Here is a 14,314-nt window from a genome sequence, read left to right as displayed (position 1 = left end):
TACCACCGGCGGCAGTTGCAGAAGCTCAGGCAGTAGCACCAGCAGCAGAAACCCAGACGGTAGTGCCACCGGCGGCAGTAGCAGAAGCTCAGGTAGTAGCACCAGCAGCAGAAACCCAGACGGTAGCGCCACCGGCTACGGTAGCAGAAGCTCAGACAGTGGCCCCACCAACCCCCGTAGAGCCCCAGGCCATTGCCCCACCGGCGGTGGCAAATGCGGCTGATATCGCGGCTAAAGTGCCTGCGGCCGTGACCCCGATAGAAAAGCCAGCGGCAGTGGTCAGTGAGGTCAAGGCGCAGGCATCTCCGGCGCAAGAGCTGCCAGAACTGGGCAGTGCTGGCGTCAACGATGCCGAAAAAGAAAAAGAGTGGGCTACGCGGGCGAAAAAGCTGGCAGAGCAGAATCTTAACCAGATATCCAGCGAGCGGGCGCGCGCCGATACCAAAGATTACCTGACCAACCAGGCCAGCTCGGTCCTTCAGCAGGAGACCGAGGAGTTACTTTCACCACTTGGCACCGCTAAACTGTCGCTTGCGGTAACACCTGAAGGGGATTTTACCGGCAGCAGCGGTCAGTTGTTCAGCCCGCTCTATGACGTGGATGGCTTGTTGACCTACAGCCAGGTGGGTTATCTGCAAAAGGCTAACGGTTCACAGGGTAATTTTGGCCTGGGGCAGCGCTGGGTGGTGGGGGATTGGCTGCTGGGCTACAACTCCGTGCTCGACAGTGATTTCCAGAATCAGCGCAACCGTGGCAGCATCGGTGCTGAAGCCTGGGGTGACTATCTACGCTTGTCGGCCAACTATTACCACCCGCTATCGTCATTTTCTCCACAGGCAAATAATGCCGTCTTTCTTGGCCGTCCGGCGCGTGGCTACGACATTACCACCCAAGGTTATCTGCCGTTTTATCACCAGCTTGGGGCCTCGCTCAGCTTTGAACAGTATCGCGGCGCCAGTGTCGATCTGTTAGGCAATGGCAACAAACAAACCGATCCTAGCGCTATGCAGGTGGGGCTCAACTATACACCGGTCCCGTTGGTCACGGTCAAAGCCTTGCACAAACTGGATAATGTGGGCGAAACCCAGGACAAGGTCGAGCTGGCCATGACCTACCGCCTTGGGGTACCGCTGCTCAAACAGATTTCTCCGTACTACGTGGAACAGGCCAAATCATTGCGCGGTAGCCGCTATGACAGCATTGAACGTAATAATGTGCCGGTGCTGGAGTTCCGTGAAAGCAAAACGTTGCAGGTGTTTCTGGCCACGCCGTCATGGAGCCTGAATCCAGGGGAAACGCTGCCGCTGGTGCTGGAAATCAAAGCGGCCAATAAGATCACTGCGGTCAACTGGCAAGGGGACACTCAGGCAGTCAGCCTGACGCCGCCGGCGAATATCAACGATCCGCAAGGGTGGACCTTGACGGTGCCCGCGTGGGATGAGACGCCAGGGGCCAGCAATCACTACCAACTGTCCGTGACCCTTGAGGATGAAAAGCAGCAGAAAGCCACCTCGAACTGGATCACACTACAGGTTGCCGCTCCCCTGAGCTTGTCTATTGAAGGGGAGCCTGGGTTACCGCCGCCGCAAACCCTGCAGCCACCGGCCATCCCGGCGGTTACCGGGCCGTTGCACCCAGAGGGTAACTAATCTTTCTTATTACCCAACACCCAAACGGCGGCTTCGACGCGGGATTTCAGTTTCATCTTCTTCAGCAGGTGTTTCACGTGCACCTTGACGGTACTCTCGGTGATCGTCAGTTTACGGGCGATCAGCTTGTTTGGCAGCCCCTGCGCGATCAGCTTGAGGATGTCGCGCTCGCGCGGGGTTAACTGCTGGATGTCGCGTTCTACCGCCGGGCGGTTTTCCCGCAGGCTGGCCGCCAGCACTGGCGTCAATGCTTCGCTCAGTACCATTTGCCCTGCCGCCGCCTGATGCAGTGCCTTGAGCAGTTCCTCTGGCTCCATATCTTTCAACAGATAGCCATCGGCACCGCGTTTTAGCGCGCTCACCACATCGTCTTCATGATTGGAGACGCTGAATACCACCACGCGGCCGGAAAGGGCGGTTTGGCGCAGACGATCCAGCGTTGCCAGGCCGTTCATTCCGGGCATATTCAGATCCAACAGGATCAGGTCGGGATCGTGCAGCTCCGCCAGTTCCACCCCTTGTTCGCCATTGCTGGCTTCGGCGATGACTTGTAGCCGCGGATCCATGCTAATCAACTGCTTGACGCCGTTACGCAACATGGGGTGATCGTCAATCAGCAGTATGGTGGCAGCTTCTTCGGTCGTCATGGTATTTCCTTATTCGATAGCAGAGTTATCCGGGCGGAACGTCACCCGTACTTCGGTGCCGCCGCCGCTGCACGGCAAGATTTCGCACTGGCCGTGCAGGCTTTTGGCGCGATCGCGCATGATGATCAGGCCGTAGTGATCGGGCCGTTCGCTGATATCTGGCAGGCCACGGCCATTATCGCTGACGCTCAGGGTGACTTTTCCCTGCAGGTTTGTTACCCGAATCGCGACCTGGCTGGCCTGCGCGTGTTGGTGAATGTTACTCAATGCCTCTCGCGCGATTTGCAGCAGGTGGATCGCCTGATAGGCCGGTATGCTTCGTGGGCCTAACTGATAATCCAGTTCGATGGTGATCCCCAGCCGCTGATTGAATTCTTGCACCGTAGACTGTAGTGCCGCCAGCAGGCCAGGCTCGGTCAGGCGCAGGCGGAAGGTGGTTAACAGCTCGCGTAACTGACGATAGGCGGTACTGATCTCTTCACGCATCTGTTGCACCAGCGCCAGACTGGCCGGAGGGAGCTCGCCCCCCTGCATTTGCAGGCAGCTGGTCTGCATTTTCAAGCAGGTGAGGGATTGAGCGATGGAGTCATGTAACTCGCGGGCGATCGCGGCCCGCTCTTCCATCAACATCAACTGCTGCTGGTGGTCAACCTGGCGCTCTATCGCCAATACGCTGGTCAACTGCTCTATCAGGGTATTCATCAACTGGCATTGCTCATCGCTTAGCCGTTGTTCTGGCGCATGTTGAGCGACGACGATGCCATAATTGCCCAGTTGGTCACTCAGGCTCCAGCTAAGAGAAGGGTGGCCCTGACTATGCGGCTGATGTTCGCTTAAGCAGGCGCTACAGACCGGATTATGGCAATACTCCGGCCTCAACGGTTGGTTACCGCTTAATTGCAGAAACTGTTCCTGACTGTTGTTTTCATACAGCCGTACCTGGATGCTGTGTAGCGGCGTCAGCGTTTGCAACTGGTTGAGGATCGGCGTCAGGCGGCTACAGATCGGCTCGCTGGTGTGTAACTGGCGGCTGGTGTGATACAGAAAGCCCAGCACCTGGTTTTTCTGTTGCAGGTCGGCGGTTTTTTCTGCGACACGTTGCTCCAGCCTGGCATAGATGGTGGCAAGCTCGTCGGACATGGTGTTGAGCGCAGCGCCGAGGGAAGACATCTCGTCCTGATGCCCACGTTGGGCAAAACGGTGGCTGAAATCACCGCGACCAACCGCCATTGCCAGTGCCACCAACTGACGCCAAGGGTGCAGCAAACGGCGGCGTAGATAACAGATGGTGCCGACCAGCAGCAACAGCGTCAGGGCGATAAATCCCCCCTGAACCAGCGTCACCATCAACAAGCGCCGTTCGGTCTGATGATCGATATCAGAAACCAGTTTGTCCAACAGGCTGACAAAATGGGCCACTTGGGGAGCCGCATCGGCGGGGTGTTGTGCTTGGCGCAGCCTTGGTTGCAGCTGGTTTAGCCAATAGTCACGCAGCCTCAGCAACTGCGGGGTTAGCCCTTCGCGCTCCAGCGCCTGCTGCAAATCGCGGCTGGTTTCATCCTGATCCAATCCCTGCATCAGTATGTCACTTTGGGCATCCAGAGGGACCTGAGACAGCAGACGGTAACTCTGCATCCGTAGGGAACCCGCTTTGTTGATGGCATGAGCATTGCCCTGGATGCTTTGCGACATCCAGGCGGAAATACTCATTCCGGCGATACCCAGCACCCCCAGCAGTAGCATTAGCAGGGCAACCTGGTTAACGATGGAAAGCGGAGCCAGCAAGCGTTTCATCGAATACGCGTCCCCTATAGAGCAGCAGAAACCAGAGAGTGGATACCAGCAACTCCGGCCGCCAAATTACGTCAATAGCAGCCATTTTTCCTTATCCCCCGGCGTAACCCCATACCCCTAACGAAGTACCCCTTAGTTTCCGGCTACCTGACCCATTGCCAAACCTTTGGCACTACTGTGATATAACCTGCTGAATACCAATAGATTAGCTGGCCTTAATGAGCTACTCACTAAGGGATGTATGAGGTTTTTGCGCCATGAGTTACCTGCTTGCTCATTGATTTGCGTCAACTTTACCGCTTGAGGGGATCAACTAGGGTGTGCGCAGTTATCACTGTGTTTCTGAGGTTATTATGTCGCAATCTGCAATGCCTTTAGCAAAAAAAACGGGTGCGGTTATTCAGGACTGGCAACCTGAGAACAGCGAATTCTGGCAGCAGAGTGGGCACCGCATCGCCCGCCGCAACCTGTGGATCTCCATACCCTGCCTGTTGCTCGCCTTCTGCGTATGGATGCTGTTCAGCGCCGTGGCGGTTAATCTGAACAAGGTGGGTTTTAACTTCACCACCGATCAGCTGTTTCTGTTGACCGCATTACCTTCGGTTTCCGGCGCGATCCTGCGCGTGCCGTATTCCTTCGTGATCCCGATGTTTGGTGGCCGCCGTTGGACGGCCATCAGCACCTGTTTCCTGCTGGTACCTTGCCTGTGGCTGGGCTATGCGGTGCAGGATCCGAGCACCTCATTCAACGTATTTATCATTATTGCGCTGTTGTGTGGGTTTGCCGGGGCCAACTTTGCCTCCAGCATGGCGAACATCAGCTTCTTCTTCCCGAAGGCGAAGCAGGGTGGCGCGCTGGGGCTGAATGGCGGTCTGGGAAATCTGGGGGTCAGCGTGATGCAACTGGTGGCTCCGTTAGCCATCTCGCTCGCCATGTTTGGCTTCCTGGGCGGTACTGGGCAGACACAGCCAGACGGCAGCAAGCTGTGGTTGGAAAACGCCGCCTGGATTTGGGTGCCTTTCCTGCTGGTGGCAACGCTGGCGGCCTGGTTCGGTATGAACGATTTGGCCGCCTCAAAGGCTTCTTTGCGCCAACAACTGCCGGTACTCAAACGGGGTCATCTGTGGGTTTTGAGCCTGCTGTATCTGGCAACCTTTGGTTCCTTCATTGGCTTCTCTGCCGGTTTTGCCATGCTGGCGAAAACCCAGTTTCCTGACGTGGTGATCCTGCATTATGCCTTCTTCGGGCCGTTCCTTGGGGCGCTTGCTCGTCCCGTGGGCGGGGCGCTTTCCGATCGCTTTGGCGGTATTCGTGTGACGCTGCTGAATTTTATAGTCATGGCTATTTTCGCTGCCTTGCTGTTCCTTACCTTGCCGGGTAGCGATCATCAGGGCTCGTTTATGGCTTTCTATGGCGTGTTTATGGTGCTGTTCCTCACCGCTGGGTTGGGCAGCGGTTCGACCTTCCAGATGATCGCCGTGATATTCCGTAAAATCACCGTGGACAGAGTGAAAGCCGAAGGAGGAAGCGATGAGTTGGCACAGCGCGAGGCGGTAACCGATTCGGCTGCGGCGTTGGGCTTTATCTCGGCGATTGGTGCGGCAGGGGGGTTCTTTATTCCCAAGGCGTTTGGGACTTCGCTGGCGTTGACGGGCTCACCGGCTGGGGCGATGAAGATCTTCCTGGTGTTTTATATTCTGTGTGTCGTGGTCACCTGGGGCGTTTACGGCCGTAAAAAGGTTTCACGCTAGTTGAGTTAAGCGGGCGCAGTATGCGGCACCCCTTCGGTCGAATATGTGCGATGCATACCCATTCAGCAACATTGCCTGTCAGTCATCTGACACTCCCCGATTGCCGGGGAGTGTCTTCCTTCTCAATTCCCACACGTTGTTTCACTGATAGCCAATCGGTGAGTTCACCGCTACTTTGGTCAAAACTCCGTTGTGTCATGTTACTGACGCCTGGCGGTTTTATAGGTATATATTAACATCGCTTTTCTTTTGTTGATTGAGGATAAGATGATCCCATGTTTATCTATTAATGAAATCTTAATGTCCACTGTATCATCATAAAATAAACCCTCACATCCTCGGTGTGGAGTGGTTTATGTCTGATTTGACCATGGGCCAGGAGGGGGGTGATTTTTCTCGGTGAGTTGCATGACTTCACTAAGTTATGAAAAATAGGTGAAATATAAAGTAAGTCTATTTCACTGAGTTTATATTTAAATTCTTGAACATTTTTTCATGTTTCTATACAAATGAGGACGCTGTGAACTCATAAGGGAAATGAAAAGTGGATGCTGAACAGGAAATAAAAATCATAAATTTTGATGTTTTGCTCCCCTCCAGGCAGCGTTCACGCCTACGTTGGAAAGAGCTTCAGATCCTTTCCCTGCTGGTTAACCGCTCGCCAGAGTTGGTGAGCCGCTCAGAAATCATTGAGACTATCTGGAAAGGCACCTATTGCTCAGACTCGACAATAAATCAGACGATTAAGTCCATTCGCCAGAAAATTGGCGACACGGAACATGCTCTCATCAGGACCATTCCCCGTCTTGGTTATAAGGTGGAAGATAAAACGATTTTTAACTTTATATCATCAGGGGAATCTGCCGTCGTTACGGGGATTATTCCTGGAAATGATGATGCTGAAACTTTCAATGGTGATTTATCTGAGGGTAAATTAAATCATATGGCCGATGAGATTATTGAAAATGCAACGTTGTCGGAAGGTTATTCCCTCATGAATCCGCTATTAAGTGAAACGTCTTTGGTTGATGCCGGGAGAAACACGCTAACGCCTTGGGGCAGAATATTGAAGTATCTGGCTGCGTTTATTGCGCTGTTGACAGTTTCACTTTTATCCTATGCATTGGGCAGTCGAACCAGGCCTGCAATACAGCATGAGCAGCTCAACAGCCCTCGTATGGTCCTCTCTTTTTCATTAGACACCTCCCCTGGTGTTAATCCACAGGCGCTGAACTGCGTGTATCTGGCGGGGAATGAAAAGGAAATGCGGGTTGAATGTCGCACTCGCTAGCAGGGATCCCCCTCCAAGCTGTTTAAGATATGAGTATTAAACTGCGCAAAATTACACCGTCATTTTGTCATTAACCTCGTCTCACACATCCGTTTTACCGCCACTACCCCTAAATTTCCGCGCCAGGGTACTCGTCAGGCGATTAGCTGTGTAAGTTTAATATTCTTGTTTTATTACAGAAGGATAGGGTGGTTTCTAATTGTCATCCTTTAGTGGTATTTGTGCCTTCCCTCTGGTTTTCTCTCCCCGAATCCCTTGATCGCAATCAAGTTACGCCCAGCAGAGCATCAGTAGCCTTGGCCGCAGATTGAGCAATGTCACTTGGCAACTTCTTACAACAATATGCCCGTCGTCTTTCAAGCTGCGGCTTGAAACTCGTAGGGTAATGAGCCTTCAGGAGAACTCCGGATGAGCAAATTTCTAGATCGGTTCCGCTACTTCAAGCAGTTGGCCGAACCTTTCTCTGGCGGTCATGGCCAAACGCTAAACACCAATCGCGATTGGGAAGACGGTTATCGCAGCCGCTGGCAGCACGACAAAGTCGTGCGTTCCACCCATGGTGTTAACTGTACCGGCTCCTGTAGCTGGAAAATCTATGTGAAAAACGGTCTGGTCACCTGGGAAACCCAGCAGACTGATTATCCACGCACCCGTCCAGATTTGCCCAACCATGAGCCCCGTGGCTGCCCACGCGGTGCCAGCTATTCCTGGTATCTCTACAGCGCCAACCGCCTGAAATATCCGCTGATGCGCAAACGCCTAATCAAGCTATGGCGCGAGGCTAAAGCCTTGCACAGCGATCCGGTTGATGCCTGGGGTTCAATCGTTTCCGACCCGGAAAAAGCCAAAAGCTACAAAGTGGCCCGTGGCCGCGGTGGTTTTGTCCGTTCCAGCTGGCAGGAGGTCAATGAACTGATCGCCGCCTCCAACGTCTATACCGCCAAGACCTTTGGCCCGGACCGCATTATCGGCTTCTCGCCGATCCCGGCGATGTCGATGGTGTCTTACGCTGCGGGTGCCCGTTACCTATCGCTGATTGGCGGCACTTGTCTGAGCTTCTACGACTGGTACTGCGATTTGCCACCGGCCTCGCCGATGACCTGGGGCGAACAGACTGACGTGCCGGAATCCGCCGACTGGTACAACTCCTCGTATATCATTGCCTGGGGCTCCAACGTGCCGCAAACGCGCACCCCGGACGCCCACTTCTTCACCGAGGTTCGCTACAAAGGCACCAAAACCGTCGCGGTGACGCCAGACTACGCGGAAGTGGCCAAGCTATGTGACCAGTGGCTGAACCCGAAACAGGGTACCGATAGCGCCATGGCGCTGGCGATGGGCCACGTGATGCTTAAAGAGTTCCATCTGGATCGTGAAGTTGGTTATTTCCGCGACTACGTACGTCGCTATACCGATATGCCGATGCTGGTGTTGTTGGAGCCGCGTACCGAAGGTTATTACGCCGCTGGCCGCCTGCTGCGTGCCGCCGATCTGGTAGATGGCCTTGGCCAGGAAAATAACCCCGAGTGGAAAACCGTCGCGCTGGATCAGACCAGCGGTGAACTGGTGGCGCCGCAGGGCTCTATTGGTTTCCGTTGGGGTGAGAAGGGCAAATGGAATCTGGAGCAGCGTGAAGGTAAAGCCCAGCAGGATGTGGAGCTGCAACTCAGCCTGCTAGGCAGCCATGATGAGGTGGTTGACGTTGGCTTCCCATACTTTGGCGGTGCCGAGAGTGAGCATTTCAACAGCGTGGTGCTGGACGACATCCTGCTGCACAAACTGCCGGTAAAACGCCTGCAACTGGCGGACGGCAGCCAGGCGCTGGTAACCAGCGTCTACGACCTGACGCTGGCTAACTACGGCCTGGATCGTGGCCTGAATGATGCCAACTGCGCCAATGGTTATGATGAGGTTAAAGCCTATACGCCAGCCTGGGCAGAAAAGATCACCGGCGTCTCACGCCAAAACATCATCCGCATTGCGCGCGAGTTTGCAGAGAACGCCGAGAAAACCCACGGCCGTTCGATGATTATCGTTGGGGCCGGTGTCAACCACTGGTACCACATGGATATGACCTATCGCGGGCTGATCAACATGCTGATCTTCTGCGGTTGCGTAGGCCAAAGCGGCGGCGGCTGGGCGCACTATGTCGGCCAGGAAAAGCTGCGCCCGCAAACCGGTTGGACGCCGCTGGCCTTTGGTCTGGATTGGCAACGGCCGGCGCGCCATATGAACAGCACCTCGTTCTTCTACAACCACTCCAGCCAATGGCGCTATGAGACGGTTGGCACCGAAGAGCTGTTGTCACCGATGGCGGACAAGAGCCAGTTTGCTGGCAGCTTGATCGACCTGAACGTGCGTGCCGAGCGCATGGGGTGGTTGCCATCGGCCCCGCAACTGGACACCAACCCGCTGCATCTGGCCGCTCAGGCTAAAGCGGCCGGTCAGACGCCGCTGGACTTCACTGTGGAGAGCCTGAAACAGGGCAACGTCCGCTTTGCTGCCGAACAGCCGGATAACCCGCAGAACTTCCCGCGTAACCTGTTCGTCTGGCGCTCCAACCTGCTGGGCTCCTCCGGCAAGGGGCATGAATACATGCTCAAATACCTGCTGGGAACCGAGAATGGCATCCAGGGCCAGGATCTGGGTCAGCAGGGCGGCGTAAAACCGCAGGAAGTCGAGTGGTTGGATAACGGTGGTGAAGGCAAGTTGGATCTGGTGGTGACGCTTGATTTCCGCATGTCCAGCACCTGCCTGTATTCCGACATCGTGTTGCCTACCGCCACCTGGTACGAGAAAGACGATATGAATACCTCGGATATGCATCCGTTTATTCATCCGCTGTCTGCGGCTGTCGATCCTGCCTGGGATTCCAAGAGCGACTGGGAGATCTACAAGGGTATCGCCAAAGCGTTCTCCGAGGTGTGCGTTGGCCACCTGGGCCAGGAGACCGACATTGTCACGCTGCCGATCCAGCATGATTCCGCCGCCGAACTGGCGCAGCCCTACGGCGTGAAAGACTGGAAGAAAGGCGAGTGCGATCTAATCCCGGGCAAAACTGCGCCGCACATCATGGTGGTAGAACGCGATTATCCCGCGACCTACGAGCGCTTTACCTCGCTCGGTCCGCTACTGGACAAGCTTGGCAACGGCGGCAAGGGCATCAGTTGGAACACCCAGACCGAAGTCGACTTCCTGAAAAAGCTCAACTACGTGAAGACCGAAGGCCCGGCAGTTGGGCGGCCTAAGATCGAAAGTGCTATCGATGCGGCGGAAGTGATCCTCTCGCTGGCACCGGAAACCAATGGGCAGGTGGCGGTGAAAGCCTGGCAGGCGCTGAGCAACATCACCGGGCGCGATCACACCCATCTGGCGCTGAACAAGGAAGACGAAAAGATCCGTTTCCGCGATATTCAGGCCCAGCCGCGCAAGATCATCTCCAGCCCGACCTGGTCTGGCCTGGAAGACGAACACGTTTCTTACAACGCCTGCTACACCAACGTGCATGAGTTGATCCCGTGGCGCACCCTGAGCGGCCGCCAACAGCTGTATCAGGATCATGAGTGGATGCGAGCCTTCGGGGAAAGCCTGCTGGTCTATCGCCCGCCGATCGACACCCGTGCCGCGCAGCCGTTGCTGAATAAAAAACCGAACGGCAACAAAGAGAAGGCGCTGAACTTCCTGACGCCGCACCAGAAGTGGGGCATTCACTCCACCTACAGCGACAACCTGCTGATGCTGACCCTGTCACGCGGCGGGCCAATCGTCTGGCTGAGTGAGGACGATGCCAAAGATCTGGGCATTGAAGATAACGACTGGATCGAGGCCTTCAACGCCAACGGTGCGCTCACCGCTCGTGCGGTGGTCAGCCAGCGTATTCCGTCGGGTATGACCATGATGTATCACGCTCAGGAACGTATCGTGAACATTCCAGGCTCGGAAATCACCAGCCAGCGTGGCGGGATCCACAACTCGGTGACCCGCGTGTGCCCGAAACCGACCCATATGATCGGCGGCTATGCGCAGCTGGCGTACGGCTTTAACTACTACGGCACCGTTGGCTCGAATCGCGATGAGTTTGTGGTGGTGCGCAAAATGGACCATATCGACTGGTTAGACGGCGAAGGTAACGACTACGCACAGGGCAGCCAGCAGGAGAAAGCCAAATGAAAATTCGTTCGCAAGTTGGCATGGTGCTCAACCTGGACAAGTGCATCGGTTGCCATACCTGTTCGGTGACCTGTAAGAACGTCTGGACCAGCCGCGAAGGCATGGAATACGCCTGGTTCAACAACGTGGAAAGCAAACCAGGCATCGGCTATCCCAACGCCTGGGAAGATCAGGATAAATGGAAGGGCGGCTGGATACGCAAAATCAACGGCAAGTTGGAGCCGCGCATGGGTAACCGCGTTGGCCTGCTGTCGAAGATCTTTGCCAACCCGGACGTGCCCGCGCTGGACGATTACTACGAGCCGTTCGATTACGACTACCAGAACCTGCATACCGCCCCGCAGGGCAAGCATCAGCCGATCGCCCGTCCGCGCTCGCTGATCACCGGCCAGCGGATGAACAAGATCGAAAGTGGCCCAAACTGGGAAGAGATCCTCGGCGGTGAGTTCGACAAGCGTGCCAAGGACAAAAACTTCGACAACATGCAGAAGGCGATGTACGGCCAGTTCGAAAACACCTTCATGATGTATCTGCCACGCCTGTGCGAGCACTGCCTGAACCCGGCCTGTGTGGCGACTTGTCCGAGTGGTGCGATCTATAAACGCGGCGAAGACGGCATTGTGCTGATCGATCAGGATAAATGCCGCGGTTGGCGGATGTGCCTGACCGGCTGCCCGTACAAGAAAATCTACTTTAACTGGAAGAGCGGCAAATCCGAGAAATGCATCTTCTGCTACCCAAGAATTGAGGCTGGCCAGCCGACCGTATGTTCAGAAACCTGCGTGGGGCGTATCCGCTATCTGGGCGTGCTGCTGTACGATGCCGACCGCATTGAACAAGCGGCCGCGACAGAGAACGATAAAGACCTGTATCAGAGCCAAATGGATATCTTCCTCGATCCGCACGACCCGGCGGTAATTGAGCAAGCGCTGAAAGACGGTATCCCGCAAGGGGTGATTGAGGCTGCGCAGCAGTCGCCGGTTTACAAGATGGCGATGGACTGGAAGCTGGCGCTGCCGCTGCACCCGGAATATCGCACCTTACCGATGGTGTGGTACGTGCCGCCGTTGTCTCCGATCCAGTCGGCTGCTGATGCCGGTGAGTTGGCCCACAGCGGCGTGTTGCCTGATGTCGAAAGCCTGCGCATCCCGGTGCAATACCTGGCGAATCTGTTGACCGCCGGGGATACCGCTCCGGTGCTGTTGGCGCTGAAACGGATGTTGGCGATGCGCCACTACAAGCGGGCGGAAACCGTGGACGGCGTGGTGGATACCAGCGCGCTGGAGCAGGTGGGACTGACAGAGGCGCAGGCGCAAGAGATGTATCGCTATCTGGCGATCGCAAACTACGAAGACCGTTTCGTCGTGCCTTCCAGCCATCGTGAGCTGGCGCGCGAAGCCTTCCCGGAAAGCAAAGGCTGTGGCTTCAGCTTTGGCGACGGTTGCCACGGCAGCGACAGCAAATTCAACCTGTTTAACAGCCGCCGCATCGATGCCATCGACGTGACGCAGAAAACCCCGCGCAAGGAGGATGCCTCATGATCGCTCTGCGAATTATTGCCCGCCTGCTGGATTATCCTGAGCAGGAGCTGTTTGACCATCAGCAAGATCTGCTGGAAGCCCTGGAACCGGCCTGCGAACTGGATTTGCATCACAGCGCCCAGCTGATTCTGTTTATCCGCCGCTTCTGCGCCCGTCCGTTGCTGGACGTGCAGGCGGAGTATTGCGAACTGTTCGATCGCGGCCGTGCGACCTCACTGTTGTTGTTTGAGCACGTTCACGGTGAATCCCGCGATCGCGGCCAGGCGATGGTCGATCTTATGGGGCAATACCGCGAAGCCGGGCTGGAGATCGACAGCCGTGAACTGCCGGATTTCCTGCCGCTGTATCTGGAGTATCTGGCTAGCCGCAACAAAGAGGATGCTCAAGGCGGATTGCAGGATATCGCCCCCATTCTGGCCCTGCTGGGGGCTCGTTTGCAGCAGCGTCAAAGCCCGTATGCGGTGCTGTTCGATCTGCTGCTGGTGTTGTCTGCTAGTGGCGTTGCAGCCAACAGTTTGCAGCCACAAGTTGCCGGTGAAACACGTGACGACACGCCACAGGCACTGGATGCCGTCTGGGAAGAAGAACAGATCAAGTTTTTGGGTGAGCAGGGCTGTGCTTCGGCGCAGCAAGCCACTCACCAGCGGCGCTTTGCTGGGGCGGTGGCGCCACAGTATCTGGATGTGGGCTCAATGACCACGGCAACCAAAGGACGCTAATCATGCACTTTCTGACGCTTTTCTTTTTCGATATCTATCCGTATATCGCCGGGGCGATCTTCCTGATCGGCAGTTGGCTGCGCTACGACTATGGGCAATACACCTGGCGTGCTGGCTCCAGCCAGATGCTGGATAAAAAGGGCATGCGGCTGGCCTCCAATCTGTTCCATATCGGCATTCTGGGCATTTTTGCCGGGCACTTCCTCGGCATGCTGACGCCGCACTGGATGTATGAGTCTTTCCTGCCGATCGCCGTGAAGCAGAAAATGGCGATGTTTGCCGGTGGGGCCTGTGGCGTGATGATGTTGGTGGGCGGTGTGCTGTTATTAAAGCGCCGTTTGACCAACCCACGTATCCGCGCCACCAGTAGCGTAGGGGATATCCTGATCCTGACGTTGCTGGTCGTGCAGGTGTGCCTGGGGCTGTTGACCATTCCGTTCTCTGCTCAACACATGGACGGCAGCGAGATGCTGAAGTTGGTCGCCTGGGCGCAAGCGGTGGTGACCTTCCATGGCGGTGCAGCTCAACACCTGGAAGGGGTTGCATTGATATTCAAGATCCATATCGTGCTTGGCATGACCCTGTTCCTGATATTCCCGTTCTGCCGCCTGGTGCATATCTGGAGCGTGCCGGTGGAATATCTGACTCGTCGCTACCAGTTGGTGCGTAACCGCCGTTAATTCCCCGCGTTACCCAGCGGCAAGGTCTTTGGACGTTGCCGCTGTTCTGCTTTCCTCGTATTGCTGCTTAAC

General features: G+C 55.9%; 9 protein-coding genes. 7 read left to right on the top strand and 2 right to left on the bottom strand.

The features are described from left to right. The first annotated feature begins 206 nt into the window (after nucleotides 1–206). Complete coding sequence (locus tag D9980_RS09615) at nucleotides 207–1,649, top strand: YchO/YchP family invasin (RefSeq protein WP_370454335.1); 1,443 nt, start codon at nucleotides 207–209, stop codon at nucleotides 1,647–1,649. On the opposite strand, the gene narL is transcribed toward D9980_RS09615, so the two are convergent. Both narL and narX read right to left on the bottom strand, forming a co-directional pair. Continuing rightward, on the bottom strand, nucleotides 1,646–2,296 hold the full coding sequence (gene narL / locus D9980_RS09610) for a two-component system response regulator NarL (protein WP_024485411.1): 651 nt from the start codon (nucleotides 2,294–2,296) through the stop codon (nucleotides 1,646–1,648). The two genes, D9980_RS09615 and narL, sit on opposite strands and share 4 nt — an antisense overlap. Before the next feature lie 9 nt (nucleotides 2,297–2,305). After that, complete coding sequence (narX, locus tag D9980_RS09605) at nucleotides 2,306–4,090, bottom strand: nitrate/nitrite two-component system sensor histidine kinase NarX (protein ID WP_121607144.1); 1,785 nt, start codon at nucleotides 4,088–4,090, stop codon at nucleotides 2,306–2,308. 353 nt (nucleotides 4,091–4,443) lie between these two features. Between narX and D9980_RS09600 the strand changes: the two genes are divergently transcribed. From D9980_RS09600 to narI, 6 genes are all read left to right on the top strand, one after another. Further along, nucleotides 4,444–5,841, top strand: coding sequence for a NarK family nitrate/nitrite MFS transporter (locus D9980_RS09600; RefSeq protein ID WP_121607143.1), 1,398 nt, complete (start codon nucleotides 4,444–4,446; stop codon nucleotides 5,839–5,841). 544 nt (nucleotides 5,842–6,385) lie between these two features. After that, nucleotides 6,386–7,132 carry a transcriptional regulator gene (locus D9980_RS09595; RefSeq protein WP_121607142.1) on the top strand — a complete coding sequence of 249 codons (747 nt, stop codon included), beginning with the start codon at nucleotides 6,386–6,388 and terminating at the stop codon, nucleotides 7,130–7,132. 408 nt (nucleotides 7,133–7,540) lie between these two features. After that, nucleotides 7,541–11,302, top strand: a complete 3,762-nt coding sequence (locus D9980_RS09590) for a nitrate reductase subunit alpha (protein ID WP_121607141.1) — start codon at nucleotides 7,541–7,543, stop codon at nucleotides 11,300–11,302. Beyond that, nucleotides 11,299–12,843, top strand: coding sequence for a nitrate reductase subunit beta (gene narH, locus D9980_RS09585; RefSeq protein WP_021805674.1), 1,545 nt, complete (start codon nucleotides 11,299–11,301; stop codon nucleotides 12,841–12,843). The genes D9980_RS09590 and narH overlap by 4 nt, the downstream gene beginning before the upstream one ends. Further along, nucleotides 12,840–13,562, top strand: a complete 723-nt coding sequence (gene narJ, locus D9980_RS09580; RefSeq protein ID WP_121607140.1) for a nitrate reductase molybdenum cofactor assembly chaperone — start codon at nucleotides 12,840–12,842, stop codon at nucleotides 13,560–13,562. Before narH ends, narJ begins: the two co-directional genes overlap by 4 nt. A 2-nt stretch (nucleotides 13,563–13,564) precedes the next feature. Beyond that, on the top strand, nucleotides 13,565–14,242 hold the full coding sequence (gene narI / locus D9980_RS09575) for a respiratory nitrate reductase subunit gamma (protein ID WP_024485415.1): 678 nt from the start codon (nucleotides 13,565–13,567) through the stop codon (nucleotides 14,240–14,242). The last annotated feature ends 72 nt before the right edge of the window (nucleotides 14,243–14,314 follow it).

The sequence above is a fragment of the Serratia sp. 3ACOL1 genome, assembly GCF_003668775.1.
Classification (GTDB): domain Bacteria; phylum Pseudomonadota; class Gammaproteobacteria; order Enterobacterales; family Enterobacteriaceae; genus Chania; species Chania fonticola.
Note: the sequence above shows the minus strand (reverse complement) of the source record. Positions and strands in the feature narration are given on the sequence as shown.